This window comes from Aeromonas sp. R6-1 (assembly GCF_040908165.1).
In the GTDB taxonomy this organism is placed as follows: Bacteria; Pseudomonadota; Gammaproteobacteria; order Enterobacterales; family Aeromonadaceae; genus Aeromonas; species Aeromonas caviae.
The window spans coordinates 67,460-93,116 of sequence record NZ_JBFODF010000015.1; the positions used below are offsets into that span (position 1 = coordinate 67,460).

At 62.8% G+C, this 25,657-nt stretch carries 22 protein-coding genes; 13 read left to right on the forward strand and 9 right to left on the reverse strand.

All coding sequences use genetic code 11. From position 1 onward, the window contains the following. Positions 1-344: 344 nt before the first annotated feature. Genes AB5Y68_RS02830 through AB5Y68_RS02840 form a run of 3 tightly spaced genes read right to left on the reverse strand, consistent with a single transcriptional unit; the run spans position 345 to position 2,022 of the window. Positions 345-716 (reverse strand): DUF6616 family protein, encoded by a 372-nt coding sequence (locus AB5Y68_RS02830; RefSeq protein ID WP_039039033.1) that lies wholly within the window; start codon positions 714-716, stop codon positions 345-347. Further along, positions 713-1,495, reverse strand: a complete 783-nt coding sequence (locus tag AB5Y68_RS02835) for a HEAT repeat domain-containing protein (protein ID WP_039039034.1) — start codon at positions 1,493-1,495, stop codon at positions 713-715. The genes AB5Y68_RS02830 and AB5Y68_RS02835 overlap by 4 nt, the downstream gene beginning before the upstream one ends. Then, positions 1,492-2,022, reverse strand: coding sequence for a MarR family winged helix-turn-helix transcriptional regulator (locus AB5Y68_RS02840; protein ID WP_039039035.1), 531 nt, complete (start codon positions 2,020-2,022; stop codon positions 1,492-1,494). Before AB5Y68_RS02840 ends, AB5Y68_RS02835 begins: the two co-directional genes overlap by 4 nt. Positions 2,023-2,281: 259 nt before the next feature. Here AB5Y68_RS02840 and AB5Y68_RS02845 point away from each other — a divergent pair, with 259 nt between their 5' ends. Together AB5Y68_RS02845 and AB5Y68_RS02850 are read left to right on the forward strand one after the other, a co-directional pair. Continuing rightward, a complete protein-coding gene (locus AB5Y68_RS02845; RefSeq protein ID WP_039039036.1) occupies positions 2,282-3,652 on the forward strand; it encodes a leucine-rich repeat-containing protein kinase family protein in 1,371 nt (456 codons plus the stop codon). A gap of 110 nt (positions 3,653-3,762) precedes the next feature. After that, positions 3,763-4,410: a thiopurine S-methyltransferase gene (locus AB5Y68_RS02850; RefSeq protein WP_039039037.1), complete on the forward strand. Its 648-nt coding sequence runs from the start codon at positions 3,763-3,765 to the stop codon at positions 4,408-4,410. Positions 4,411-4,694: 284 nt separating this feature from the next. Here the strand turns inward: AB5Y68_RS02850 and AB5Y68_RS02855 are convergent, their stop codons facing one another. Beyond that, positions 4,695-7,469 carry an insulinase family protein gene (locus AB5Y68_RS02855; protein ID WP_039039038.1) on the reverse strand — a complete coding sequence of 925 codons (2,775 nt, stop codon included), beginning with the start codon at positions 7,467-7,469 and terminating at the stop codon, positions 4,695-4,697. 162 nt (positions 7,470-7,631) lie between these two features. Between AB5Y68_RS02855 and sixA the strand changes: the two genes are divergently transcribed. The 3 genes from sixA to AB5Y68_RS02870 all read left to right on the forward strand — a co-directional run bounded on the left by sixA (position 7,632) and on the right by AB5Y68_RS02870 (position 9,545). Beyond that, positions 7,632-8,099: a phosphohistidine phosphatase SixA gene (gene sixA, locus AB5Y68_RS02860; protein ID WP_039039039.1), complete on the forward strand. Its 468-nt coding sequence runs from the start codon at positions 7,632-7,634 to the stop codon at positions 8,097-8,099. Positions 8,100-8,232: 133 nt separating this feature from the next. Further along, positions 8,233-8,439 carry a DUF1107 domain-containing protein gene (locus AB5Y68_RS02865; RefSeq protein WP_005324080.1) on the forward strand — a complete coding sequence of 69 codons (207 nt, stop codon included), beginning with the start codon at positions 8,233-8,235 and terminating at the stop codon, positions 8,437-8,439. A 185-nt stretch (positions 8,440-8,624) separates the two neighbouring features. Then, complete coding sequence (locus AB5Y68_RS02870) at positions 8,625-9,545, forward strand: DMT family transporter (protein ID WP_039039040.1); 921 nt, start codon at positions 8,625-8,627, stop codon at positions 9,543-9,545. Positions 9,546-9,595: 50 nt separating this feature from the next. Here AB5Y68_RS02870 and AB5Y68_RS02875 read toward each other — a convergent pair whose 3' ends face one another. Further along, positions 9,596-11,212 (reverse strand): peptide ABC transporter substrate-binding protein, encoded by a 1,617-nt coding sequence (locus AB5Y68_RS02875; RefSeq protein ID WP_010674562.1) that lies wholly within the window; start codon positions 11,210-11,212, stop codon positions 9,596-9,598. 143 nt (positions 11,213-11,355) lie between these two features. On the opposite strand from AB5Y68_RS02875, the gene AB5Y68_RS02880 reads away from it, so the two are divergent. Together AB5Y68_RS02880 and fbp are read left to right on the forward strand one after the other, a co-directional pair. Further along, the gene (locus tag AB5Y68_RS02880) at positions 11,356-11,598 is read left to right on the forward strand and encodes a hypothetical protein (RefSeq protein ID WP_152610167.1); all 243 of its coding nucleotides are present in this window, start codon (positions 11,356-11,358) and stop codon (positions 11,596-11,598) included. Continuing rightward, positions 11,586-12,620, forward strand: coding sequence for a class 1 fructose-bisphosphatase (gene fbp, locus AB5Y68_RS02885; protein WP_029314452.1), 1,035 nt, complete (start codon positions 11,586-11,588; stop codon positions 12,618-12,620). Before AB5Y68_RS02880 ends, fbp begins: the two co-directional genes overlap by 13 nt. Before the next feature lie 584 nt (positions 12,621-13,204). On the opposite strand, the gene mfd is transcribed toward fbp, so the two are convergent. Both mfd and AB5Y68_RS02895 read right to left on the reverse strand, forming a co-directional pair. After that, the gene (gene mfd / locus AB5Y68_RS02890) at positions 13,205-16,669 is read right to left on the reverse strand and encodes a transcription-repair coupling factor (protein WP_039039041.1); all 3,465 of its coding nucleotides are present in this window, start codon (positions 16,667-16,669) and stop codon (positions 13,205-13,207) included. Between the two features lie 42 nt (positions 16,670-16,711). Next, positions 16,712-17,287 (reverse strand): PilZ domain-containing protein, encoded by a 576-nt coding sequence (locus AB5Y68_RS02895; RefSeq protein ID WP_103260033.1) that lies wholly within the window; start codon positions 17,285-17,287, stop codon positions 16,712-16,714. A gap of 76 nt (positions 17,288-17,363) precedes the next feature. On the opposite strand from AB5Y68_RS02895, the gene AB5Y68_RS02900 reads away from it, so the two are divergent. Genes AB5Y68_RS02900 through lolE form a run of 3 tightly spaced genes read left to right on the forward strand, consistent with a single transcriptional unit; the run spans position 17,364 to position 20,579 of the window. Continuing rightward, positions 17,364-18,599, forward strand: a complete 1,236-nt coding sequence (locus tag AB5Y68_RS02900) for a lipoprotein-releasing ABC transporter permease subunit (RefSeq protein WP_039039043.1) — start codon at positions 17,364-17,366, stop codon at positions 18,597-18,599. Between the two features lie 40 nt (positions 18,600-18,639). Beyond that, positions 18,640-19,338 (forward strand): lipoprotein-releasing ABC transporter ATP-binding protein LolD, encoded by a 699-nt coding sequence (gene lolD, locus AB5Y68_RS02905; protein ID WP_039039044.1) that lies wholly within the window; start codon positions 18,640-18,642, stop codon positions 19,336-19,338. Beyond that, positions 19,338-20,579, forward strand: a complete 1,242-nt coding sequence (gene lolE, locus AB5Y68_RS02910) for a lipoprotein-releasing ABC transporter permease subunit LolE (protein ID WP_039039045.1) — start codon at positions 19,338-19,340, stop codon at positions 20,577-20,579. The genes lolD and lolE overlap by 1 nt, the downstream gene beginning before the upstream one ends. A gap of 128 nt (positions 20,580-20,707) precedes the next feature. On the opposite strand, the gene yfbR is transcribed toward lolE, so the two are convergent. Both yfbR and AB5Y68_RS02920 read right to left on the reverse strand, forming a co-directional pair. Beyond that, entirely contained in the window at positions 20,708-21,298 is a 591-nt protein-coding gene (yfbR, locus tag AB5Y68_RS02915) for a 5'-deoxynucleotidase (RefSeq protein ID WP_010674569.1), read from the reverse strand. An 85-nt stretch (positions 21,299-21,383) separates the two neighbouring features. After that, positions 21,384-21,818, reverse strand: coding sequence for a YccF domain-containing protein (locus AB5Y68_RS02920; protein WP_039039046.1), 435 nt, complete (start codon positions 21,816-21,818; stop codon positions 21,384-21,386). A gap of 430 nt (positions 21,819-22,248) precedes the next feature. Between AB5Y68_RS02920 and tig the strand changes: the two genes are divergently transcribed. The 3 genes from tig (at position 22,249) to clpX (ending at position 25,614) form a co-directional block, all read left to right on the forward strand. Then, on the forward strand, positions 22,249-23,559 hold the full coding sequence (gene tig / locus AB5Y68_RS02925) for a trigger factor (RefSeq protein WP_010674572.1): 1,311 nt from the start codon (positions 22,249-22,251) through the stop codon (positions 23,557-23,559). Positions 23,560-23,645: 86 nt separating this feature from the next. After that, positions 23,646-24,269: an ATP-dependent Clp endopeptidase proteolytic subunit ClpP gene (clpP, locus tag AB5Y68_RS02930; RefSeq protein WP_005324106.1), complete on the forward strand. Its 624-nt coding sequence runs from the start codon at positions 23,646-23,648 to the stop codon at positions 24,267-24,269. Between the two features lie 70 nt (positions 24,270-24,339). Then, the gene (gene clpX / locus AB5Y68_RS02935) at positions 24,340-25,614 is read left to right on the forward strand and encodes an ATP-dependent protease ATP-binding subunit ClpX (RefSeq protein ID WP_010674573.1); all 1,275 of its coding nucleotides are present in this window, start codon (positions 24,340-24,342) and stop codon (positions 25,612-25,614) included. Positions 25,615-25,657: the final 43 nt, after the last annotated feature.

The following is a 25,657-nucleotide window of genomic DNA, read 5'->3' on the forward strand; positions in this document are numbered from 1 at the left end:
AACCCCCCTCCTGGTTCAAACCTCCTTTGGTTCAACCCTCCTTTGGTTCAAAGCTTTGGGGGGGTCGAAAGCACTGTTGGTTTGAAAGCAATATGGCGGCGAACCTTTGTCACGACGACCCGGATCTTGCTCACTTTTCCCATCGGCGATGGGCCATCACGGCATCGGGAGATATCAGCGTTTATTGAAGGGAGTGGAAGGAAGTGAGAAGGGAGCGGGGTGGTGGCGCCGCTTTCCCGGGTGGTGGTGACCTGGGTCTGCAAGGGCAGGGCATGGAAAACAGTGCCACCGGTGTCGGCGGCACTGACGCAAGGCCTGGTGGGGTAACGCTCTTTTAGGGGTTATCAGGCCAGGGCGGGGCTGGATGTGGCGGCGCAGGGCAGGGCGGCCAACTGTGCAAGGTGCTCGCCCAGGGAGACACCGGCGCCGGTGGCGTTGACCGTCTCGAAGTAGTCGTGCCAGCCCGATGCGGCTATCCCCTGGACGAGGGCCTCGATGGCTGCGGCATCTGGCCCGCGCCAGATGGCGAAGAAGGGGTGGGGCGCGCCATGGAGGGTGGCAGCATCGGTCTCGCCCAGGGCGATGGGCTCCACCCCGAGGGCGGCGAGGTTGGCCATGCCTGTGCCAATGGCCTCGAAGAACTGCTGACGGGCCGTCTGGCTCAGTGCCAGCCAGGCGGGAGTGGGGGTGTAGAGCTCTGCCAGATAGTGGGTCATAGGGGTTCCTTCGGGAGTTGGCCCTTGCGCAAGGTGCGCAAGGCGCGTTGACAAATCCGGGTTGTCGCGGGACTGGGGCTTTCGCGAGACCAGCGCGCGCAGAGGTCAGTGACCCACTGTGGCCTGTCTTTGCTCGCATCGTTCAGCCAGTTGGCAACGGAGTCCTGCACATAGGGGGCGGGATCGGCCTTGAGGGGCTCAAGCAGCATCAGGGCCTGCTCCGGCGCTTGTCGCAGGGACGCAAGATGGGTACACCAGACGCCGCGGGGCCGGGTCGCTTCGCTTGCAAAGCGTCGCAGTCGCTCGGACGGCTCCGCCGTCCAGGGCACCAGGGCGGCAATGGCCGCCTCGAGCTGCGCAGCAATGGTCGATCGCATTGCGAGCCAGGCCCACTCGCGCACCCCAAAGTGAGAGTCATCGGCGAGGGGGCGAATGAGGGCCAGGCGGTCGCTGAGCGACAGCCCCTCGCTCGCGCCCACCATGAAACAGGCCCAGCCCCGCACGGTATCGGAGGGATGGCGGCTGAGCGCCGCAAGATCCCTCGTGCCGCTCTCGGCCAGGAGCAGCCTGGCGGCCAGCGCCATGCGCCGGGTAATGCCCTCCCCGGATGCGGCGTGCATCGACGCCAGCGCCTGGGGCCCGAGCGAAGGCAGGGTGCACTGCATCAGGGCGGCAAAATCCACCGCCAGGCATTCGGTCAGGTTGCTTGCCTCAGCCTCTCCCCGGTTGAGCTGGGCGAGGCGTGAGGGGGCGATATCCGTGATGCGGCTGCGTGTCATGGGTGCTCCTCTGTGGCGGCCTCAGTGCAGCCTGCCCGGGATGAGAGGACGTTGAGCCAGGCCCGCTTGAGCAGGGCACTCAGGGTCTCTCGCTCTGCCTGATCGAACCCGGCAAACAGGGAGCCTATCCACTGGCTGTGCTCATCGAGCAGGTGCTGCGCCAGGGCCTGGCCCTGCTCTGTCAGGCGCACCGAGATCTTCCGCCTGTCCTGGCTGTCGCTGTGGCGAGCCAACAGGCCGTCCCGTTGCAGCCCGTCGAGCAGGCCGGTGATGGTGGCCCGTGTGACCCCCGCCTTGTCGGCAAGCTCGTGGGGAGCCAGCCCTTGTGGCAGGTCGCGCAGCAAAAACAGCAGGACGAACTTGCCTTCGGAGAGGCGGTGGGGAGCCAGGCGCGCCGCGCACGCCTGATCGATGGCAGCGGCGAGGGTCAACACCTCAAAGCAGACACGTATGTTTTGGGTGTCCGCGTGTCCGCGGCGCTCTGCATCTTCGAGCAGGGCGAGGTGTTTCTGTTCCAACGTGATCATGATAGTGAGTCTCGAATGACTTTGTATGGCGCCATATTATATGGCGCCAATCAAATGTTCAACCACCCAAGCACGCGACCGGGATGGTTCATGGCAACGGAGAGCGGGAGTGTGGCGATGGGGGGCCTTTGCAAGAGCAGGCGTTGCAAGAAAATCGGCCATCTTTGGCCGTCATCCCCTATAATGCCCCTCCTTTGTGGTCTGGGGGGAGTGCCCGCAGTGAGCCACCGCAAGCCCGAATGTTGATAGAGACGATCCCATGCATACCCTGGAACAGCTTCGCGCAGGCGAGCTCTGCGGCGCCCGCCACCTCAAACTTGCTGAAAACCTCGCGGTGTTCCCCCCCGAGATCCTGAGCCTCAAGGAGACCCTGGAGGTGCTGGATCTCACCGGCAACCAGCTGAGCGAGTTGCCTGACGCGCTGGCCGAATGCAAGAAGCTGCGCATCCTCTTCTGCTCCGAGAACAACTTCACCGAACTGCCAGAGGTGCTGGGGCGCTGCCCTGCGCTCACCATGGTGGGCTTCAAGGCCAACCGCATCGCGACCGTCCCGGCCGCCTCCCTGCCCGCCAGATTGCGCTGGTTGATCCTGACCGACAACGAGATAGAGACACTGCCCGGAGAATTGGGGCGCTGCATTGATCTGCAAAAGCTGATGCTCTCTGGCAACCGGCTACATGAGCTTCCCGAGACGCTTGCCGGTTGCCACCGTTTGGAGCTTTTGCGCATCGCCGCCAACCGCCTGCCAGCGCTGCCGAGTTGGCTGCCCTCGATGCCGCGTCTGTCCTGGCTGGCCTTTGCGGGCAACCCTTTCTGTGATGAACAGGCGTGTTTGAACGGCACATCGGAGTTCACTACCGAGATCCCCTGGCAGGCGCTCTCACCGGGGGATGTGCTCGGGGAGGGAGCATCCGGCGTCATTTATCGCGCCGAGTGGGCGAGTGCCGAAGGGCCCGGGGCGGTGGCGGTCAAGCTCTTCAAGGGGGCCGTCACCAGCGATGGCTTGCCCCTGAGCGAGATGACTGCGTCCCTGGCCGCCGGTCGTCATCCAAACCTGGTCGGTGTGATGGGGCGAGTGAGCGATCATCCCTCCGGCATCCCGGCACTGGTGATGCCCCTGATAGACCCCGCCTTCGCCACCCTGGCGGGCCCCCCGAGCCTGGACTCCTGCACCCGGGATGTCTATGGGGTGGATCTGAACTTCACCCCGGCCCAGGTGATGGCCATGGTGCAGGGGGTGGCTGCGGCCGCCCGGCACCTGCACGAGCGGGGCATCCTCCACGGCGATCTCTACGCACACAACCTGCTGTACTCCTTGCAGCCCGCGATGCCTCACTCGTCGCAGGAGGCGCCGGGCCGGGTGCTGCTCGGGGACTTTGGCGCCGCCTCCTGTTACGAGCGCGCCGATGAGGTGCTGGCCGGGCGGCTCGAGCGCCTGGAAGTGCGGGCCTTTGGCTGCCTGCTGGCCGAGCTGCTGGCGCGCTGTGATGGGGGGGACGCCGACCTCGACCCCCTTCATCGACTGGCCGGGGAGTGCGGCTTTGAGGTGCCTTCCCGGCGACCCACCTTCGCGCAGATCCTGACCCGGCTGGCAGCGATGGCGACAAGCCTGCCTGGGGTCGTGGCCTGAGGCCTGCCCATCGTGGGCCTTCTCTTGCACAGGGGCGGGATCATGGGGCTTGCGCCACTTCGGTGAAGTTGTGATAGTGATGCACCATTGCAGATGACGAGAGGAAGATGATGGAAGCGGCATTTTGGCACCAGAAGTGGAAAGAGAACCGGATTGGCTTTCATCAGGCAGATTTCAACCGCTGGCTGCAATCCTGGTGGTCGGCCCAGCAAGGGAGCGACCCCGTGCTGGTGCCCCTTTGCGGCAAGTCCCGGGACATGCTCTGGCTGCGTGAGCAGGGGCATCCGGTGGATGGCTTCGAGCTCTCCGAGCTCGCCATTACCCAGTTTTTTGACGAGAACAACCTGAGTGCAGAGAGAAGCGAGGTGGGTCCCTATCAGTGCCACCGGCACGAGGATCTGCGCATCTATCAGGGGGACTTCTTCGCCGCTCCGGAGCTTGGTCAGCGTTATCGCCTGGTCTATGACAGGGCGGCCCTTATCGCCTTGCCGGGCGCCATGCGCCGCCAGTATGCCGCCCTGATGAGCCGCCTGGTGGAGGCGGGGGGGCAGGTGTTGCTGGTGACCCTCGAGTATCAGCCCGAGCAGCAGCAACAGCCGCCGTTCTCGGTGGGGGAGATGGAGGTGCGTACCCTGTTTGAGCGCGACTTTGGTGTCGAGGTGCTGGGCCGGGGGGCGGAGCTGGATCACCCCAGGGTGCTCTCGGGGCAGCTCTCCTATTTCGACGAGGTGGCTTACCGGCTGATCCGCCGGGGTTGAGAGGGCGCGAGGCCGATGCCAAGGACGGAAGTGGCGCTTGTTTTACCTCCTTTGACATAGATCAACGTGGAAAATCAGGGAAATGCCTAAGATGAGGCTGTTTCTCAATCACTGCTGGTGCCGACCGATGAGCTCTGGTTTGAACGCCGGTCGAACATCAACCCAGTGTCTGATTTTCACGCTCATGTTCACTTTTGGCGGCTCTGGTCGCAATTGACTATGGTTTTTCCAGCCGACCCCACAGGGTCGGCTTTTTATTGCCTGCGCGTTGCCAACAGGGGAGGTCAGCCTTCGAAGGTGGCGGCGTTGAGCCGAAATGCCCTGGGATCGTCGACAAACTGGCCGGTGATCCGCTCGTCGTGCTCGTGGCCCAGGCCATAGCTGCAGAGGATGAGGCGATCCGAGGTACGGGATCTCAGCTGGGTGATGAAGCGCACCAGATCGGCACGGCTGAGCCTGCCCACCTCCTCGCGTACCCGTTCGCGCTGATCAAAACCCAGATCTTTGTTGCCGATGCTGACCCAGAGCCGCTGGCCGCGGCTGCGCAGGTTGGCATCTCGCTCGCTGAGCTGGGCCTGCAACCCCGCCTTGCTCTCCTGCCACTGCTGCTCGGTGAACTCCAACATGGCCAGCGGGAAGAGATCGATGAACTCCTCCACCGCATCCAGCAGGATCTGCGGCCCCGCTACCGGCGACTGGATATAGAAGATGAGACCGGGATGGCGGTTGAGGGGCAGGTTGCCGGCTCCCACCACGTAACCGAGCTGCTGGCGGGTGCGCAGCTCGTGGAAGAAGGTGGATGACATGATGTGGTTGGCCAGGGTGAAGCAGGCGAGATCCCGCGCCCGGGTGGTGCGCGACTGGTAGTAGACCAGCAGCGCCGAGTCCTCGTGATCGCACCCCTGCTCGCGAATGAGGGTGCCTCTGTCCTGGATGGAGATGAGGGGGCGGCGGGTCTCGGCGCTGGGCTGGCTGTTGGCACCGAGGTGGCGCTCCAGCAGGGCCGCGAGTTCGAGGGCCTCGGCGGCCGTCCAGTCTCCGTGTACCAGGGCCTCCAGATGCACCCTGGCAAAGAGCTCGGAGACGAAGCCGGGCATCTCCCCTAGTTCGACGGTGCGCAGGTGGCGCAACAGCTGCTCGAAGGGCGGGTTATTGGGTTGCAGCAAACTGGTGAGCTGGTTGAACAACTGGGAGATGGGGCGGGTCTTGGACTGGTTCTCCCAGTTGCGGATAAGCTGCTCCTTGATCTCGCTAAAGCGGGCCGGATCCGGATACCCCAGGGTGCGGTTGCCGAGGATCATGTCGAGCAGCAGCGGTTGCTTGTCGGCAAAGCCGCTGAGGTTGATGGTAAAGCCCCCCTGATGGGCATAAATCTGGTAGCCAAGGCCCGCGAGCTCCGCCGGGTAGGTAAGGGCGTTGAGGTGATCCGTGAGCAGTTCCACGGCCAGACGCGCCATGGCGATGTGACGCGGGCTCTTGACCGCATGTTCGCTGTCGACGGAGATGTAAAGGCTGCCCTTGGGCACGCTGAACTGATGCTCGTGCAGGTGCCAGAGCCGGAAACCGGGCCTGTCGATGAGGCAGGACGGCATGTCGGCGGGCAGCGCCGGCAGACGGGCGTCGAGGCGGGTGCTGATGAAGGGGTTGGGCGCCGGCAGGTGCAGGGCGGGATCCGGCTCGCTCTGCTGCCAGCGGATCTTCTCGGCTTCGCTGATGATCTGGACGCTGTAGGGTGTCTGGTACCAGCGGGCGAGGCGATCCGTGCTCGCTTCCGGGGCCTGGATGGTCACTCGCAGATTGTGGGGCGTCAGCTTGGCGAGGAAGCGCCGGATCAGCGGCTCATCGAACTCGCGCATCATGTAATCGCCGTAGAGCAGATCGTCCGGCCCGTAGCTGAACAGGTTGAGCACGAGGCCGGAGACGGTGTCGAGGGCCCGTCCACGCTCCTGGAAGCGGAACGCGGATTCCAGCACGCTGCGCTTCTCCTCATAGCGCCAGGCCTGCACCCCGCCCCGCTCGATGAGCTTCAGATAGCCAAACAGAGCGGCGATGATCTCGTCCACATGCTCAAGCCCAAGGGGGGTGAGGCCAAAGCTCACGCCAAAGTCCTTGAAGTTGGCGCCGCTGATGCCGCCGCCGGCGGCGAGCTGATTGACCCAGCCTCGCCCCTTGAGCAGGGAGAGCAGGCTGCCTTCCCCCTCATAGCCGATGAGGTGGCTCAGGAAGGTGAGGGGTTTTTTGTCGTAATACTCATCCACGCACGGCAGCGGGAAGGTCAGCGCCAGCTTGCGGGTCTCCTTGACCGGGGTCAGTTGGATGCGAATGCCGAGATCATCGAGCCGGTAGAGAGGATGGCTCAGTACCGGAGGGCCGAGGCGGCGATCCGGAATGGCACCAAAGAAGCGATCACACCAGGCCAGCTGGGTCTCGATGGGTGCCGGTGAAAGCATGACCAGCGCCATGCGATCCGCACTGTAGTGGGTTTCGTAGAACGCAATGAGGTCCGAGCGCAGATCCCGGCCGGGGAGATCCGCCAGGGTGTCGAGGTTGCCCACCGAGAATTTGGAGAAGGGGTGGTCCGGATTGACCGTCTCCTTGTGCACCTGGTAGCTGCGGCGCACGTCGTCCTGCAGCTTGAGGCGGTACTCGGAGTCCACCGCGTTGCGCTCCTTGTCGACCCACTCCGGTGCAAAGGTGGGGCAGATGAAGAACTGGGAAAACCGGTCGAGCCCCGCCTCGAAGAAGCCGTTGTCGATGTCGAAGAAGAAGTTGGTGAACTCGGTGCCGGTCCAGGCGTTGTTGCTGCCCCCGTGACGGCTCATGAATTGCTGGTACTCACCGGGTTTGGGGTAGGTGCGGGTACCGAGAAACAGCATATGCTCGAGGAAATGGGCCATGCCCTGGCGATCGGCAGGATCGTCGAAGTGGCCAGTATTCACCGCCAGGGAGGCGGCGGATTTGTCGGTCTCGGGATCACAGATCAGCAAGACCCTGAGCCGGTTTGCCAGCTCCAGATAGTGATACCGCCGATGGTCATTGGGACTGGCATATGGGCTCATTGGGGAGGGGCTCGCGGTGAATTTATTTGAATTTAAACATGATTATCGACCCCGCTATCTTGCGAGGCAAACCCTTTTCTGAGAGGTGGCGCAATTGTTTCCCCCGGCATGGCGGGGTAAGATCCCCCCGCTATTTAAACAGGCCCCCTGGGCGAGGTTGTAATGAAAATCTACATCATGCGTCATGGCCAGGCTGGCATGAACGCAAAGACTGATGAACAGCGTCCACTGACCGAGCAAGGCATCGAAGAGTCCATCCACATGGCGAGCTGGCTGGCTCCCCAATTGGCAGGCTCTCTGAACCTGGTGATCCACAGCAACTACCTGCGTGCCAGACAGACCTGGCAGGCCATCGCCCCCGTGTTGCCCAAGGCCCTCAAGGTCGAGGAGAGCGGCGACATCACCCCCTATGGGGACCCGGCTTTCGTGGCGAGCTACCTCACGGAGCTGGCGGCGGAGCATGACAACATCCTGATGGTCAGTCACCTGCCGCTGGTGGGGTATCTGGTCCAGAGTCTCTGCCCGGCGGCAGGGGCCCCCATGTTCGCGACGTCCGGGCTGGCCTGCATCGAATGGCAAGATGGCAAAGGAGTCTTGCTCTGGCTGGAAGGACCGCATACAATACGGTAAAAGTTAATAATAAGTTACAGTTTGGTTTTTTGGGGAAGAGAGAGTCGATTTTTCCGGTTTTTTATATAAATTTAACGGAATTATTTCGCATAAGCTGCTGTCATACGGATACAACTTCAAGAGGTTGCAAACGATGAGAGTGTTCAAGAAGTACCTGCCACTGATGGTGGCAAAACATGTCAAAACCTTCTTCAAGGGGCGGATTTACATCCACGGCAGGGGGCGCTTCGATTTCCAGTCGGGCTTGCTGATGATGCCATTGCAAGCCGACATTCCCCATCGCCAGACGGTGCTCGAGGTCAATGAACTGATTTCAAGGCTCCACATGGATGCCGCCTGAGGCGCCTCAGGCTGACCCTGGTCCCCCTCATGCCCGCCCCTGTGCGGGCATGATTGTTGATGGCGCCTGGGCGCGGCGCCAACCGTTCGCGTCATGGCGCTTCTTCCTGCGTTGGCAGGCTTGCTTATCCTGATTGCCTCTCTATACTCGCGCGCAATACCCGCCTTTTTATTCTGGATATCGCAATGCCCCTTGCCTTCCTGTTTCCCTTCTCCTGCATGGCCATCTGGGCCGGCAATGGCATCGTCAGCAAGCTGGCGGTCGGGGTGTTGTCTCCTGCGGCGCTCGCCTGGTCGCGCTGGATGGTGGCGGCCCTGGTGCTGACCCCGTTTCTGGCTCACCGGGCCTGGCGCGAGCGCCGCAAGCTGCGGGCCGGTTTCTCTAAGCTGGCGGTGCTGGCCCTGCTCGGCATGGTCTTGAACCAGACCTTTGGCTATTACGCGGCCCAGACCCTGGGGGCCACCGAGATTGGCCTGATGATGGGGCTGACCCCCTTGATGACGGTACTGCTCAGCATCTGGTTGCTGCGCGAGCGGCCCACCTGGGGGGCGCTGCTGGGAGGCGCCATCTCCATTCTGGGGCTGGCGATTTTGCTGGGGCAGGGGGATCCGGCCCGGCTGCTGACCCAGGGCATCCATATCGGTTCCGTTTACATGCTGCTCTCGGCGGCCACCTATGCGCTCTACAGCGTGCTGCTCAAGCGCTGGGATCTGGGGCTGGACAACTGGTCCATGCTCTACGGCCAGGTGCTGTGCAGCCTCCTGTTCCTCACCCCCTTCTATCTGCTGGTGGACGGGCACTGGCCCGATGGCAGCGCCCTCTGGCTCATTCTCTATGCGGGGATCCCGACCTCGGCCCTCTCGCCCTGGCTCTGGATGCAGGGCATTGCCCTGCTCGGGGCGAGCCGCACCGCCATCTTCATGAACCTGTTGCCGGTCATGACGGCCGCCCTTGCCATCAGCTGGCTCGGGGAGCGGCTCACCAGCTATCACCTCATCGGTGGCGGCATGACCCTGATGGGGGTGCTGCTGGCGCAGTTGCTGGTCAGGCCCGTGACGGTGCGAAGACGCGCCCGGCTCGCGGTGGCGGGCTGTCAGGAGAAGTAGGATAAAAAAAGACCGCCCACGAGGCGGTCTTTTTGGTTCGGTGCCCAGCGTCACTGCGCCGTCAGATAGAGATCCTTGGCATAGACCAGGTCTTGCGGGTTCTGGTAGGGGTAGCCCTTGACGTTGGGTTTGAGCAGCCGAGATTTCACGTAGAAGTAGACAGGCGCGATGGGGGCCTCCTCGTCGATCAGCACCTCGGCCTGCTGATAGAGGCGGTTGCGCTCGGCCGGATCCTTGGCGTCATGGGCCTTGGCCAGGAGGGCGTCGTACTCCTTGTTGAACCACTTGCCGCTGTTGGCGCTGCTGCTGGAGGTCATGATGTCGAGGAAGGTAGAGGCATCGTTGTAGTCTCCGTTCCAGGAGTAGCGGCTCACCCCGAAGTCACCCTCGTTCAGGGCCGACACCATGGTCTTCCACTCCATGTTGTTGAGCTCCGCCTTGACCCCCAGGTTGTGCTTCCACATGGAGGAGATGGCGAGCGCTATCTTCTTGTGCCCCTCGTTGGTGTTGTAGAGGATGTCCACCGTCAGCGGCTTGTCCGGGCCGTAACCCGCCTCGCCGAGCAGCGCCTTGGCCTGCTTGATGCGCTCTTCCTTGCTCATCAGCTCGCTGGCGGGGCGTTTGAGCTCGAAGCCGTCCACGCTCGGCGGGGTCAGGCTGAAGGCGGAGAGCTGCCCCTGTCCCAGGATCTTCTCCGTGATGGTGTCCCGGTCGATGGCAAGAGACAGTGCCTTGCGCACCCTGACGTCGTCAAAGGGTTTGCGCTGGGTGTTGAAGACGTAGTAGTAGGTGGCGAGCATGGGGGCGCTCACCAGCTCCTCCGGGCTCTGGCGCTTGATCTGCTGATACTGCTCCAGGGGATAGGTGGTGTAGTGCAGCTCGCTCGCACGATAGCGGTTGTAGGCCGCGGTATCGGAGACGATCTCCAGATAGATCACCTTGTTCAGCACGGTGTGCTCGTTGTCCCAGTAGTGGGGGTTGCGCTCGGCGATGAGGCGCTCGTTCGGGGTCCACTCCTTGAGGGCGAAGGCGCCGTTGGAGACGATGTTGGCCGGTTTGACCCACTCATGACCGAACTTCTCGATGGTGGCCTTGGGCGCCGGGAAGGTGGTGTAGTGGGAGAGGGTCTTGAGGAAGAAGGGGACCGGGTTTTTCAGGGTGATCTGCAGGGTGTAGTCATCGAGCGCCTTGATCCCCAGGGCATCCGGGCTCTGCTTGCCCTGCACCACGTCGCTGGCATTGGCGACGCCGGTCAGCTCGATGAACCAGGCGTAGTTGGAGGCGTTCTTGGGGTCCGCCGCCCGCTGCCAGCCATAGACGTAGTCCGCCGCCGTCACCGGCTCGCCGTTGGACCATTTGGCATCGGGTCTGAGCTTGAAGGTGTAGACGGTGCCCGTGGCATCGAGCTCGTAGCCAAGGGCGCCCGCCGCCTGCAGCTTGCCGTTGCCATCCAGGGTATAGAGCCCCTCGAACAGATCGTTGACGACGTCGCTGCCCGCGCTCTCTTCCACCATCTGGGGATCGATGGAGGCAGGCTCGGTGCCGATGTTGCGCACGAACACTTGCTGGGCGGCTGGCAGAAGCTGGGTGCCTTCAGGCACCTGGGCGGCGAGGACGGGGAGGGTGAGCAGAGCGGCAACCGCCCCGGCGATAAGCGACTTTTTCATTGAATATCCTTATGTTTTTTTGCTTCCAAAGCGCAGCCAGTGTGCGGGATTGGGGGGGAGATCTCAAGAGGGGCGCCTCTGGCACAACATTGCCGGGCGCCAGGGGGAGCAGGGCGGGCAGCTGCGTCGGCCCGGATGCATTCTTGTCACGAATTAACCCCCCAAAAGATGCCGGATGGCACCCTTGTTTGACGGCGAAAGCCCGTGGTGGCGCGGCTTTCTGGCGATTTAAAGAACGGCTTAATTCGCTGCAAAAACAAAAAACAGGCGTTACATTGGGTTACAAAACAACGCTGCCGGGGATCGGCACTTTTTTTGCCGACACTTGCAAACGTTTTCAACGGCCAACGGAAACGATCTTAAAGGAACAAGAATGCGAAACATGATCACCATGGGCGAGTTCATCGTCAAAAAGCAGGCGGACTACCCGACCGCGACCGGCGAGCTGACCTCCTTGCTCAGCTCCATCCGCCTGGCCGCCAAGGTGGTGAACCGGGAGATCAACAAGGCGGGGCTGGCGGACATCATCGGTTCCATCGGCGCCGAAAACGTGCAGGGCGAGGTGCAGCAGAAGCTGGACGTCTATGCCAACGAGCGCTTCAAGGCGGCGCTGGAGGCCCGTGGCGAGGTGTGCGGCATGGCCTCTGAGGAGGAGGAGGACTTCGTCTCCTTCGATTCCGAGCTCTCTCGTCACTCCAAGTACGTGGTGCTGATAGACCCCCTCGACGGCTCCTCCAACATCGACGTCAACGTCTCGGTCGGGACCATCTTCTCCATCTACCGCCGGGTCAGCAAACCGGGCGCCGGGGTCACTCTGGAGGACTTCCTGCAGCCGGGTCACCGTCAGGTCGCGGCGGGCTACGTGGTCTACGGCTCCTCCACCATGCTGGTCTACACCACCGGCTTTGGGGTCAACGGCTTCACCTATGACCCCTCCATCGGCTGCTTCTGCCTCTCCCACGAGAACATCCGCATTCCGGAGGAGGGCAAGATCTACTCCATCAACGAGGGCAACTACATCAAGTTCCCGGACGGGGTGAAGAAGTACCTCAAATACTGCCAGGAGCGTGACGAGGCGACTCACAGGCCCTATACCTCCCGCTACATCGGCTCCCTGGTGTCGGATTTCCACCGCAACCTGCTCAAGGGGGGCATCTACATCTACCCGTCCGGCACCAACTCCCCGAACGGCAAGCTGCGCCTGCTCTATGAGTGCAACCCCATGGCCTTCCTGGTGGAGCAGGCCGGTGGCAAGGCGTCCGATGGCTTTGGCCGCATCATGGACATCCAGCCTACCGCTCTGCACCAGCGCACCCCCTACTTCGTCGGGTCCACCAGGATGGTGGAGCGGGCCGAGGCCTTCATGCGGGAGTTCTCCGCCCACGAGGATCCGGCCAACCAGGGCTGAGCCCGGGCCAGCGTCCCTTCGTCACGGGAGCCGTCAAGGCTCCCGTTTTTATTGGCGTGCAGGCGGGTTGAGCCAGGTTGATATGCTGACGAACTGACGAACTGACGAACTGACGAACTGACGAACTGACGGACTGACGGACTGACGGACTGACGGACTGACGGACTGACGGACTGACGGACTGACGGACTGACGGGCTGACGGGCTGACGGACGGACGCGGCGCCTTGGCGGTCGCGGTGCAATGGCTGGTGGCCCCCTTGCCGGAATACCGGGTCTGGATACCTGGGCGGGATAAATACGGCACGGGCCATCTGCGGGGCTATCGAGGCGCGTTGACCCCGTTTTTTGCCCACGATCATCCCCACATCCATCTGTTTTTCAGATGGGTGATGACTCAATGTATCGCATCAGTGGATGGATTTGGCGGTAAAATGGTGCTGCCAGGAGGGCGAACCGAGGCATCGGGAGGCAAGAAGGCGGGCCGGGGGCGAGATGCCGCCCCTTGCCAGCAACGAAACGGGAGCCCTGGGGCTCCCGTTGTTATAGGCGGCAGGTCGCGCCCTGCTGACGTCATGCTTCCCCTCAGGGGGTGGCATGGCGGGCGAGATCCGCCAGCAGGCCGTCCACCAGTTTGAGGCGCATGGCCCTGTCCTGGGTCGGCACCTGGAAGCGCAGCCGGGTCGGTCCGTCCATCTTGTAGATGCGCGGCTGCTCCGAGAGCAGCTTGACCAGATAGGCCGGGTTGACGCGGGTTTCCTGGGTAAAGTCCAGATAGCCGCCGCGCTCGCTCATCTCCACCCGGCGAATGCCCAGCGCCGTGGCGCGCTGGCGGAAGGCGGCAAGCTCCATCAGCGTCTTGGTCGGCTCCGGCAAGAGGCCGAAGCGATCGATGAGCTCCACTTTGAGCTCCCGCAGCTCCTGCTCATCGGCGGCACTGGCGATGCGCTTGTACATGGAGAGGCGCATGTTGACGTCCGGGATGTAGTCGTCCGGGAGCAAGGCGGGCAGACGCAGCTCCACCTCGGTGTGCTGGCTCATGAGCTGCTCCAGCGACGGCTCCTTGCCATGTTTGAGCGCTTCCACCGCCTGCTCCAGCATCTCCATGTAGAGGGTGAAGCCCACCGATTCGATCTGGCCGCTCTGATCGTCGCCCAGCAGCTCGCCCGCGCCCCGGATCTCCAGATCGTGGGTGGCGAGCGCAAAGCCGGCGCCGAGATCTTCGAGGGACGCGATGGCCTCCAGCCGCTTGGCCGCATCCTTGGTCATCAGCTTGGGATGGGGGGTGAGCAGGTAGGCATAGGCCTGGTGGTGGGAGCGACCGACCCGGCCCCGTAGCTGGTGCAGCTGGGCCAGACCGAGATGATCCGCCCGGTCCATGATGATGGTGTTGGCGCTCGGCACGTCGATGCCGGTCTCGATGATGGTGGTGCACACCAGCAGGTTGAAGCGCTGGTGGTAGAAGTCCGACATCACCCGCTCGAGCTCCCGCTCGCGCATCTGGCCGTGGGCGATGCCGATGCGCGCCTCCGGCACCAGCTCGGCAAGATCGGCGGCGCACTTCTCGATGCTCTCCACGTCGTTGTGCAGGTAGTAGACCTGGCCGCCACGCTTCAATTCCCGCAGTACCGCCTCGCGCACCACCGCAGGTTCGTGCTGGCGCACGAAGGTCTTGATGGCGAGCCGCTTGGCGGGCGGGGTGGCGATGATGGAGAGATCCCGCATGCCGGACATGGCCATGTTGAGGGTACGCGGAATGGGGGTCGCGGTGAGGGTGAGGATATCCACGTCGGCGCGCAGCGCCTTGATCTTCTCCTTCTGGCGCACCCCGAAGCGGTGCTCCTCGTCGACGATGAGCAGGCCCAGATCCTTGAAGGTGAGCTCGGCGCCGAGCAGCTTGTGGGTGCCGATGATGATGTCCACCTTGCCCTCGGCCATCTCCTTCATCACGGCGCTCTGCTCCTTGGCGGAGCGGAAGCGGCTCAGCACCTCCACCCGCACCGGCCAGTTGGCGAAGCGGTCGCGGAAGTTGTCGTAGTGCTGCTGGGCCAGGAGGGTGGTGGGCACCAGCACGGCCACCTGTTTGCCGCCGTGCACGGCCACAAAGGCCGCCCGCATCGCCACTTCGGTCTTGCCAAAGCCCACGTCGCCGCACACCAGGCGGTCCATGCTCTTGGCCTGGCACATGTCGCCGAGCACGGCGTTGATGGCATTGAGCTGATCCTCGGTCTCCTCGAACGGGAAGCTCGCGGCAAACTGGCGGTAGGCCTCCCGGTCGTGTTTGAAGGCAAAGCCGTGACGGGCTGCCCGCATGGCATAGACATCCAGCAGCTCGGCCGCCACGTCCCGCACCTTCTCGGCCGCCTTGCGCCGCGCCTTGACCCAGGCCTCGCCGCCGAGCTTGTGGCTGGGCGGGTTGTCGGAGCCGGTGTAGCGGCTGATCAGGTGCAAACTGGTGACCGGCACGAACAGCTTGTCGCCGCCGGCGTATTCCAGGGTCAGAAACTCGGTGGGCAGGCCGCCGGCATCGATGGTCTCGAGCCCCAGGTAGCGACCGACCCCGTGATCCAGGTGCACCACCGGCTGGCCCTGGGTCAGCTCGCCCAGGTTTCGGATCACCGCATCCGAGCTCAGGTTCTTGCTCTTGTCCCGCTGGCGCTTGCTGCGGATCTTGCCGCCCAGCAGTTCGGCCTCGGTGATGAGGGCAAGGGGCGTCTGGCCGGGCTCTTGCAGCAGGAAGCCCCGCTCCAGGGGAGAGACCAGCAGCCCGTGGCGCGCATCGCTCACCAGGAAGGCGTCGAGGGAGGCAAACTCCCGGGGTTGCAGGTTGATCCGTGCGAGCAGATCCCCGAGCCCCTCGCGCCGTCCCTCGGACTCCACCGCAAACAGGGTGCGCCCGGCAAAGCCTTGCAGGAAGCCGTCAAGGGCCAGCAGGGGCTGCTCCTTGCTGTGGTCGAGCTGCAGATCCGGCAGGGGGGCGAGGGGCAGATCCTGCTGACCCGCTCCGCCGTCAACGGTCGCCTCCTGCAGCCGCACGGCGCCATAGTCCCCGAGGGCGGCGAAGAGCTGCTCCACCGGCAGATAGATCTGCTGGGGCGGCAGCAGGGGACGGGTGTTGTCCCAGCGCCTGTCTTCATAGCGCTGGCCGATGTCGTTCCAGAAGCGCTGGGCCGCGGGGTAGATCTCCCCCACGGTGAGCAGCAGGGTGTTGCCTGGCAGGTAGTCAAACAGACTGGCGGTCTGGTTGAAGAAGAGCGGCAGGTAGTACTCGATGCCGGCGGGCCAGCGCCCCTTGCTCACCTCCTGATAGACGGAGCCCTCGGCCCGGGAGATCTCGAACTGTTCGCGATACTGGCCACGAAACAGCTCGATGGCCCCCTCGTCGGTGGGAAATTCCCGGGCGGGCAGGAGGCTCACCGACTTCACCGGCTCGCTGGAGCGCTGGGTCTCGGGGTCGAACGGGCGGATGGAGTCCACCTCGTCGTCAAAAAAATCAATGCGATAGGGGCGGCTGCTCCCCATGGGGAAGAGATCCAGCAGGGAGCCGCGGGCGGCGAATTCGCCGTGCTCCAGCACCTGTTCCACCGCCACGTAGCCCGCCTCCGCCAGACGCCCGCGCAGCTGCTGCAGGTTGAGGCGCTGGCCGCTTGTGACCATCAGGCTGTATTTGTCGAGATAAGCCTGGGGCGCCGTGCGCAGCATCAGGGTGGAGATGGGCACGATGAGCACGCCGTGGCGCATCTGCGGCAACTGGTAGAGGGTCTCGAGGCGCTGGGAGATGATGTCCTGGTGGGGAGAGAAGCTGTCGTAGGGCAGGGTCTCCCAGTCCGGGAACAGCAGCACCGGGCAATCCTGATCCGCCAGCAGGAACCCCAGTTCCTGTTCAAGGCGCAGGGCGCTCGGGGTATCGGCGGTGACCAGCAGGACGGGTCTTCGGGCTTCCCGGGTGAGGCGGGCGGCAACCAGAGCCAGGCTGCTGCCGACCAGCTGGCCGAACGTTGTCTTCTGGCCCGCTTTGGCGGGCAAGGCGGGGAGGGTCATTGGCATCATCGGAGTCTTTTACTGTTGGCGTTCTTTTGACATGGACCTGGGTTAGCGCTGACGTTCCTGGGCACGCAGCTTGAGCTGTTTCGACTGCACATGCAGGCTGGCGCGCACCAGCAGCTCCCGGTCATCCTCGCGGATGCGCACGTAGTCGAGCACCACGTGGGTGCCGTGCTCTCCGGCGTCCCGCTGCACGACTTCGCCGTAGCAGTAGATGGCGGAGGCCTCTTCCCTCAGGAAGATCTTGAGCCGCACTATCTGGTGCAGGGCGGGGGCCTCCCCGTGCCCCTGGTGGGGGTGCAGGTAGGTGAGCTGCCCGGCGCCAAAGCGCAGGGTGTGGAAGCGGTGCTCGGGGTGATCCTGGGCCGCCAGCACATAGCCCATGATCATGTCGATCTTGCGGGACTGCTGGTTGATGATCTCCACCAGATCGTGCATGGACTCGTTCTGGCTGCGCAGCAACCGGCTGCTCACCAGATCGATGGAGGTGATGGCGGAGGCGATGCGAAACGGCTCGGGCAACTCGGCCTCCAGGGCCTCCAGCGTCGGCAGACGAAAGTCGGCCGGCATGGGGATCACATTGACCGGCGTGGCATGGGTGACGCTGAAGAACTGTTCCTGCATGGAGGCTATCCCTTGTTGTCATAGACGGTTTCCCTTTATTATCCGGTATCTTATTTCGTTGGCAACGTAGATATCCTTGAAGACCGGACTTTTTCAGCCACTGTCGCTGGCCATCGGCCTGCGTTATGCAGGCTCGCGACGCAGTAACCGCTTCGTCTCCTTTATCTCCCTGTTCTCCACCTTTGGCATCGCCATCGGGGTCGCCGCCCTGATGGTGGTGATCTCGGTGATGAACGGGTTCGAAGGCCAGCTCAAGGGGCGCATCCTCGGGGTGATCCCCCATGTGGTGGTGACCAATCAGGCCGGACGCATCGAGGCCGAGCCCGAAGGTCTGCCCGATCTGGCCCGCTTGCCCCACGTGGTGGCCACGGCCCCCATGCTCGACAGCGAAGGCATGCTGCAAAGCCCGGGCCAGCTCACCGGCGTGAGCGTGCAGGGGATCGATCCCGCCCGCTGGCCCAAGGATGACATCTTGCACGCCCAGATGCTGGGTGGGCGCCTTGACAGCCTGCAGGCCGGTGAATACCACATCGTGCTGGGGCAGGGGGTGGCCAGCCGCCTCAAGGTCTCCATCGGTGACCAGGTGCGTCTCATCCTGACCGAAGGTACCCGCTTTACCCCCTTTGGTCGGGTGCCGGCCCAGCGGCTTTTCACCGTCTCCGGCATCTTCGGGGTCGGCGCCGATGTGGACAGCCAGGTGGCCCAGATTGCCCTGGGGGATGCCCAGCGCATGCTGCGTCTGCCCGCAGACAAGGTGGGCGGCATCCGCCTCTGGCTGGACGATCCCTTCGCCGCCGACGAGGTGGTGAAGACCGCGTTGCCGGACGGACTGGAGTGGCAGGACTGGCGCCGCGAGCGCGGCGAGCTGTTCCAGGCGGTGGCCATGGAAAAACGGATGATGGGGTTGATGCTGGTGCTGATCATCGCGGTCGCCACCTTCAACATCCTCTCCGCCCTGGTGATGGTGGTCACCGACAAGGAAGGGGAGGTGGCCATCCTGCGTACCATGGGCATGAGCGAATCCGGCATCGTCAAGATCTTCATGGTCCTGGGGGCGTCGAGCGGCGTCATCGGCGCCCTGTTCGGGGGGCTGGCGGGGCTGGCGCTCTGCTTTGGCCTCAATCCTCTGCTCAATGCCCTTGGGCTCAACCTCTATATGGCGGCGGGGGGCAGCGGTCTGCCGGTCATCGTCGAGCCGGCCCAGGTCATGACGATCCTGCTGGGTGCAGTGCTGCTGAGTTTCAGTGCCACCCTCTACCCGGCCTCCCGCGCGGCCCGGGTCAAACCGGCGGAGGCGCTGCGTTATGAATAATTCATCTTCTGTTGTTACTGGTGCAAGTGGAGCCCCCGTTATGAATCAATCCGTCCCCTGCGAGCCGCTGCTGCGCTGCCAGGCCCTCAATCATGTCTACAAAGAGGGCAATCTGGAGACCCAGGTACTCAAGGGGATCGAGCTGGACGTCGCCCCCGGGGAGATGCTGGCGGTGGTGGGGAGCTCGGGCTCCGGCAAGACCACCCTGCTGCACCTTATGGGGGCGCTGGACAACCCTTCCAGCGGCGCCGTGCTGTTCAAGGGGCAGGACATCCATGGCTGGGACAGCCGCACCCAGGCGAGGTTTCGCAACCAGGAGCTGGGTTTCGTTTACCAGTTCCACCACCTGCTCTCGGAATTCAGCGCGCTGGAAAATGCGGCCATGCCGCTGCTGATCGCCGGTGAGTCGGTGGCCAGCGCCACCGAGAAGGCGAGCAAGATGCTGGGGCGGGTGGGGCTCTCCCACCGTCTCAACCACAGACCGTCCGAGCTCTCCGGTGGCGAGCGCCAGCGGGTGGCCATCGCCCGTGCCCTGGTCAACGAACCCAGCCTGGTGCTGGCGGACGAGCCCACCGGCAACCTGGATCATGCCAGCGCCACCGCCGTCTATGAGCTCTTGTGCGAGCTCAATCGCGAGCTTGGCACCGCGTTCGTGGTGGTGACCCATGACTTGAGCCTGGCCGCCAAGCTCCACCGCCGGGTCACCCTGGTGAGCGGCATCATGGCGGAGGTCGCCTGATGTTCAAGCCGCTGCCCCTGTTCCTGGGCCTGCGTTACAGCCGCTCCCGCCGCCGCAACGGCTTCATCGCCTTCATTTCGGCCTCCTCCCTCATCGGGATCGCCCTCGGGGTGATGGCCCTCATTCTTGGCCTCTCCGCCATGAACGGGTTCGAGCGGGAGCTCAAGAACCGGGTGCTCTCCGTGGTCCCCCACGGCGAGCTCATCGGCATGGAGGCGCCACTGCCTGACTGGCCGAGGCTCAGGGACTACCTGCTGGCCCAGCCCGGGGTGGAGGCGGCTGCCCCGGTGATCCGGCTCGACGGCCTGCTGGAGCACGGCTCCGCCCTCAAGGGGGTCCAGCTGCGTGCGGTGCTGCCGGAGCTGGAAGCCAATCTCTCCGATGCGGGCAACTTCATGACGGGGCGGGGCCTTCGCGAGCTACAGGCGGGTGAACACGGGGTCATCCTCGGCAAGATCATCGCCGACAAGCTGGGGGTCAAGACAGGGGACACCGTCACCCTGCTGCTGCCCCAGGCGGGGGATGCCGCCGGCATCAAGAACCCGAAACGGGAGGCGCTCACCGTGGTGGGACTGCTCGAGATCGGCGGCCAGCTCGACGGCCTGCTCGGCTTCATGCACCTGGCGGACGCCCAGGCCATCACCGGCATGGGCAGCGCGGTGGAGGGGTTCAGCCTCAAGGTGAGCGACGTGCTCAAGGCCCAGTCCATCACGGTGGCGGCGGCCCAGAAATTCCCACACTACGTCTATATCAGCAGCTGGATGAGCCGTCAGGGTTATCTCTATCAGGACATCCAGATGGTGCGCACCGTGATGTACGTGGTGATGCTGATGGTGGTGGCGGTGGCCTGCTTCAACATCGTCTCCACCCTGGTGATGGCGGTGAACGAGAAGCGCAGCGAGATTGCCATCTTGAAGACCATGGGGGCGAGCCCGGGCCAGATCCGGCTTACCTTCGTCATCCAGGGGATGGTGAACGGGGTGGCGGGAGCCCTGCTAGGCGCCCTGCTGGGCGGCCTGCTCTCCAGCAAGCTGACCCAGATCCTGAGCGCCATCGAAGGGGTGATCGGGCACCGTTTCCTCAATCCGGACATCTACTTCATCGACTTCCTGCCGACCGAGCTGCACATGCAGGATTTGCTCATCGTGACCGGGGCCGCCATCCTGATGAGCCTGGTGGCGACCCTCTATCCTGCCTGGCGGGCGAGCGGCCTGGTGCCGTCCCGGGAACTGGGGCATTGATGCCCATGGATGTGATAAAGGGCCCTGCGGGGCCCTTTTTATTGTCACTCTTTTGTGGGGAAACCCGAACTGGCGGTTATCGAGGCAATACGCAGGAGGAGATGATGCCTGGTGCCGTGTTGGTGGCATCAATGGGCATTCAACTCATCGAGAGGCAGTGAAAAACTCCCCACGAAGACATCGATGAAGTAGCGCATGGCGGGGTTCATCCTGGCGTCCAGCATCTGCTCGAGGCGCTTTCGCGCGGGCTCGAACTCCCGGTTGCCGACGCTCAGCTCCTCCAGACACTTGGTGTAGGCGCAGAGGGTGTCTGCATCCTTCACCAGGCTGGTGAGGGCCTCGTCCTGGGCGCCGGAGTCGAGCAGGGGGCGAAAGTCCTCGACCAGCTCAGGCGGCAACATGCCCAGCAGGCGCTGCTCGGCGGCAAGCTCAATCTTTTTGTATTCGCGGGCGATTTCGGGATTGAAGTACTTGACCGGGGTGGGCAGATCCCCGGTCAGCACCTCGCTGCTGTCGTGGTAGAGGGCCATGACGGCGGCCCGGTCGGCATCCACCTGAGCGCCGAACAGGCGATTGCTGATAAGGCCGAGGGCGTGGGCCACCATGGCGACCTGCAGGCTGTGCTCGGCGATGTTTTCGGGCTGGATGTTGCGCATCAGAGGCCAGCGGTAGATGAGGCGCATACGGGCGAGGTTGGCAAAAAAATGGCTGGGCAGCATGGAAGACCTCGAAGGGTGGCAATGAAAAAGGGCAGACCCTAGTCTGCCCTTTTTTCCACCCGCAAGGATAGCCTGAGATGGGCCGTCAGCGGATGTAGCGGCCCGATTCGGCCTCGTGGTTAGTCACTATCATCTGGCCGATGGGGGCCAGGCTGATGAGGGCCAGCTTGAGGTGCTGGATGCCGAACGGGATGCCGACGATGGTGACGAAACAGGCCAGCGCCGAGGCGATGTGGCCGATGGCCAGCCAGACCCCGATGAGCACAAACCAGAGAATGTTGCCAATCAGCCCCAGGGCGCCGGTGCCGATGTCGCTCTGGCCCGTCATGCTCTTGCGGCTCACCGCCTGCTTTCCAAACGGGAAGAAGGTGAAGGTGCCGATGACGAAGCAGGCGCGTCCCCAGGGGATCCCGATGAGGGAGACGAAGCAGAGCAGCCCCGCCAGCCACCAGGCCAGCCCCATGAAGACGCCTCCCAGCACGAACCAGAGCAGATTGAACAAGAAGCGGAAAAAGGACATGTGGGTGACTCCAGCAGCACGTGAATTGGCTGTCACCATAGCGAGCCCTGCCGGGGGACGCAATGGCACAGGCGAGAAGGTGGACAATTTGGGTCGCAGCACGCCATTTTTGTGCCCGATTGGCGGCGGATGGCGATCAAAATGGCCCGTTCGCCGTGAAAAAGAGTGAGCCAGTGCAAATTATTGCGGATGGAATGCTTGAACTCGGTGCAAGGCTTCCCCATATAGGAGAAAGTCTTGCGCAAATTGTGCTGTCTGTGCCCCGGATGGGGGATGTGCGGCTCGACGCGACCACTGCACGCCGCTATAATGTCGCGTCATATTTTCTCATCACAAAGACAGTCGTTGTCTTTATAAACAGGAAGACTCCGGGCTTGCCCGGGGGCAATAAAGGGTCAGCACGCAGTGCTGAGTTGAACGAGGTAAAAGAATGCAAGTTTCTGTAGAGACAACCCAGGGTCTGGAACGCCGTCTTACCATCACTGTACCGGCCGCTACCGTTGACGCCGCCGTGCGCAAAGAATTGAATGGCCTGGCCAAAACCCGTCGCATCGACGGTTTCCGTCCTGGCAAGGCTCCGGTTGCCATCATCAAGAAGATGTTCGGTGCCATGGCTCACGCCCGCGTTGCCGATGAAATGATGCAGAACAACTTCATCAAGGCCATCATCGAGAACAAACTGAGCCCGGCTGGCGCCCCGACCATGGATCCGAAAGAGATCAAAGAAGGTCAGGATTTCGAATTCACCGCCACTTTCGAAGTGTATCCGGAGTTCGAAGTTGCCGGTCTGGAAAGCATCAAGGTCGAGAAGCCGGTTGCCACCGTGAAGGACAGCGACCTGGAAAACATGATCGACACCCTGCGCAAGCAGCACGCCACCTGGACTGAAGCCGCTGTGGCTGCCGCCAACGGCATGCGTGTGACCATGGACTTCGTCGGTTCCATCGACGGTGAAGAGTTCGATGGTGGCAAGGCTGAAGGCTTCACCCTGGAACTGGGCGCTGGCCGTATGATCCCGGGCTTTGAAGACGCCATCCTGGGCAAGAAAGCGGGCGACGAGTTCACCATCGAGGTGACTTTCCCGGCTGACTACCACGCCGAAGCCCTGAAGGGCAAGGCTGCCAAGTTTGCCTCCAAGCTGCACAAGGTTGAAGAGCAGGTGCTGCCCGAGCTGACCGAAGAGTTCGTCAAGCGTTTCGGCATCGAGAGCGGCAGCGTTGAAGAGCTGAAGGCAGAAGTGCGCAAGAACATGGAGCGCGAACTGGCCCAGGCCCTGAAAAACAGCGTGAAAGAGCAGGTACTGAACGGCCTGGTTGAAGCCAACCAGATCGATCTGCCGAAGGCTGCCGTTGCCCAGGAAATCGACACCCTGCGTCAGCAGGCTCTGCAGCGCTTCGGTGGCTTCCAGGGCGGCAACGCCCCCGAGCTGCCGGCCGAGCTGTTCCAGGCCCAGGCCGAGCGCCGTGTCCGCGTTGGTCTGCTGCTGGGTGACGTCATCCGCACCAACGAGATCAAGGCTGACGACGCCCGTGTGACCAGCATCATCGAGTCCATGGCCACTGCCTACGAAGATCCGAAAGAAGTGATCGAGTACTATCAGCAGAACGAGCAGATGCTGAACGGCGTGCGCAACCTGGCCATTGAAGATCAAGCCATCGATCTGATCCTGTCCAAGGCGCAAGTCACCGAGAAAGAAGTTGCCTTCGACGAAGTGATCAACAAGTCCGGTGCCGCTGCCTAAGAACATTTGACTTAAGGTCAAAACTGTTAAGTATAATGGCTCGTGTGATCTCCACTCGGGCCATTTTATTTTAGGGACAATGCCTTATGTACAAGAACTATAACGATGTGACTGAATCCCCACGCAATGCGCTCATCCCGATGGTGGTAGAGCAAACCGCGAAAGGGGAGCGTTCCTACGACATCTATTCCCGTCTGCTGAAAGAGCGGGTGATCTTCCTGACCGGTCAGGTCGAGGATCACATGGCGAACTTGGTGGTGGCCCAACTGCTGTTCCTGGAGTCCGAGAACCCGGATCAGGACATCAGCATCTACATCAATTCGCCGGGTGGCGCCGTCACTGCGGGTATGTCCATCTATGACACCATGCAGTTCATCAAGCCGGACGTGAGCACCGTCTGCATGGGGCAGGCCTGCTCCATGGGGGCCTTCCTGCTGGCCGGTGGCGCCAAGGGCAAGCGTTTCTGCCTGCCCAATGCCCGAGTGATGATCCACCAGCCGCTGGGCGGCTTCCAGGGGCAGGCTTCTGACATCCAGATCCATGCCCAGGAGATCCTGAAAATCAAGAATACCCTGAACGATCGTCTGGCGTTCCATACCGGTCAGGACATGGCCACCATCGAGCGCGACACCGACCGTGACAATTTCATGTCTGCCGAGCAGGCCGTTGCCTATGGTCTGGTTGACGGCATCCTGAGCCAGCGCGGCTGAGCAGGGTACCCCGTCCTGTTGTAAACTCAACAGGACGATCCATCCTCTATTGATAAAACGAGGTCGCTGAATGACAGAGAAACGCAAGGGTGAGGGCGACAAGCTGCTGTATTGCTCTTTCTGCGGCAAAAGCCAGCATGAAGTGCGCAAGCTGATCGCTGGCCCTTCCGTCTACGTATGTGATGAGTGTGTCGAGCTGTGCAACGACATCATCCGCGAGGAGATCCGCGAGATCTCTCCCAAGCGCGATGGTAGCGAGCTGCCGACCCCTCATGAAATCCGCGCCCATCTGGACGACTACGTGATCGGTCAGGAGTACGCCAAGAAGGTGCTGGCAGTGGCTGTCTACAACCACTACAAGCGTCTTCGCAGCGGCAGCGAGTCCGGTGGCGTGGAGCTGGGCAAATCCAACATCCTGCTGATTGGCCCCACCGGCAGCGGCAAGACTCTGCTGGCCGAGACCCTGGCTCGTCTGCTGGATGTGCCCTTCACCATGGCCGATGCCACCACCCTGACCGAAGCCGGTTACGTGGGCGAGGACGTGGAGAACATCATCCAGAAGTTGCTGCAAAAGTGCGACTACGACGTGGAGAAGGCCCAGCGCGGTATCGTCTACATCGACGAGATCGACAAGATCTCCCGCAAGTCGGACAACCCCTCCATCACCCGCGACGTCTCCGGTGAAGGGGTGCAGCAAGCACTGCTGAAACTGATCGAAGGCACCATCGCCTCCGTGCCGCCCCAGGGCGGTCGCAAGCACCCGCAGCAGGAGTTTTTGCAGGTCGATACCTCCAAGATCCTCTTCATCTGTGGTGGTGCCTTCGCGGGGCTGGACAAGGTGATCGAGCAGCGCTCTGTCAAGGGCACCGGCATCGGTTTTGGCGCCGAGGTGAAATCCAAGAATGCCAAGGCAACCCTGAGCGAGAATTTTGCCAAGGTGGAGCCGGAAGATCTCATCAAGTACGGTCTCATCCCCGAGTTCATCGGTCGTCTGCCGGTGGTCGCGACCCTGACCGAGCTTGACGAGGCTGCCCTCATCCAGATCCTGAAAGAGCCGAAGAACGCGTTGACCAAGCAGTATGCTGCGCTGTTTGCCCTGGAAGAGGTTGAGCTGGAGTTTCGTGACGACGCGCTCAATGCCATTGCCCGCAAGGCCATGGAGCGCAAAACCGGTGCCCGGGGTCTGCGTTCCATTGTCGAGGCTGTACTGCTCGACACCATGTATGACCTGCCCTCCCTGAAAGGGGTCAGCAAGGTGGTGATCGACGAGACGGTGATCAAGGGAGACTCCGCGCCCCTGATGATCTACGACAATCCCGAGACTCAGGCCGCAGCCTCAGAGTAACTGTCTGATTTTTAATCACATAAAGGGGCTTTTTGCCCCTTTC

Bases quoted from the DNA above. Each gene is read 5' to 3' on its own strand.
- AB5Y68_RS02830 (WP_039039033.1), bottom strand. From the start codon at position 716: ATGACCCACTATCTGGCAGAGCTCTACACCCCCACTCCCGCCTGGCTG.
- AB5Y68_RS02835 (WP_039039034.1), bottom strand. From the start codon at position 1,495: ATGACACGCAGCCGCATCACGGATATCGCCCCCTCACGCCTCGCCCAG.
- AB5Y68_RS02840 (WP_039039035.1), bottom strand. From the start codon at position 2,022: ATGATCACGTTGGAACAGAAACACCTCGCCCTGCTCGAAGATGCAGAG.
- AB5Y68_RS02845 (WP_039039036.1), top strand. From the start codon at position 2,282: ATGCATACCCTGGAACAGCTTCGCGCAGGCGAGCTCTGCGGCGCCCGC.
- AB5Y68_RS02850 (WP_039039037.1), top strand. From the start codon at position 3,763: ATGGAAGCGGCATTTTGGCACCAGAAGTGGAAAGAGAACCGGATTGGC.
- AB5Y68_RS02855 (WP_039039038.1), bottom strand. From the start codon at position 7,469: ATGAGCCCATATGCCAGTCCCAATGACCATCGGCGGTATCACTATCTG.
- sixA (WP_039039039.1), top strand. From the start codon at position 7,632: ATGAAAATCTACATCATGCGTCATGGCCAGGCTGGCATGAACGCAAAG.
- AB5Y68_RS02865 (WP_005324080.1), top strand. From the start codon at position 8,233: ATGAGAGTGTTCAAGAAGTACCTGCCACTGATGGTGGCAAAACATGTC.
- AB5Y68_RS02870 (WP_039039040.1), top strand. From the start codon at position 8,625: ATGCCCCTTGCCTTCCTGTTTCCCTTCTCCTGCATGGCCATCTGGGCC.
- AB5Y68_RS02875 (WP_010674562.1), bottom strand. From the start codon at position 11,212: ATGAAAAAGTCGCTTATCGCCGGGGCGGTTGCCGCTCTGCTCACCCTC.
- fbp (WP_029314452.1), top strand. From the start codon at position 11,586: ATGCGAAACATGATCACCATGGGCGAGTTCATCGTCAAAAAGCAGGCG.
- mfd (WP_039039041.1), bottom strand. From the start codon at position 16,669: ATGATGCCAATGACCCTCCCCGCCTTGCCCGCCAAAGCGGGCCAGAAG.
- AB5Y68_RS02895 (WP_103260033.1), bottom strand. From the start codon at position 17,287: ATGCAGGAACAGTTCTTCAGCGTCACCCATGCCACGCCGGTCAATGTG.
- lolD (WP_039039044.1), top strand. From the start codon at position 18,640: ATGAATCAATCCGTCCCCTGCGAGCCGCTGCTGCGCTGCCAGGCCCTC.
- lolE (WP_039039045.1), top strand. From the start codon at position 19,338: ATGTTCAAGCCGCTGCCCCTGTTCCTGGGCCTGCGTTACAGCCGCTCC.
- yfbR (WP_010674569.1), bottom strand. From the start codon at position 21,298: ATGCTGCCCAGCCATTTTTTTGCCAACCTCGCCCGTATGCGCCTCATC.
- AB5Y68_RS02920 (WP_039039046.1), bottom strand. From the start codon at position 21,818: ATGTCCTTTTTCCGCTTCTTGTTCAATCTGCTCTGGTTCGTGCTGGGA.
- tig (WP_010674572.1), top strand. From the start codon at position 22,249: ATGCAAGTTTCTGTAGAGACAACCCAGGGTCTGGAACGCCGTCTTACC.
- clpP (WP_005324106.1), top strand. From the start codon at position 23,646: ATGTACAAGAACTATAACGATGTGACTGAATCCCCACGCAATGCGCTC.
- clpX (WP_010674573.1), top strand. From the start codon at position 24,340: ATGACAGAGAAACGCAAGGGTGAGGGCGACAAGCTGCTGTATTGCTCT.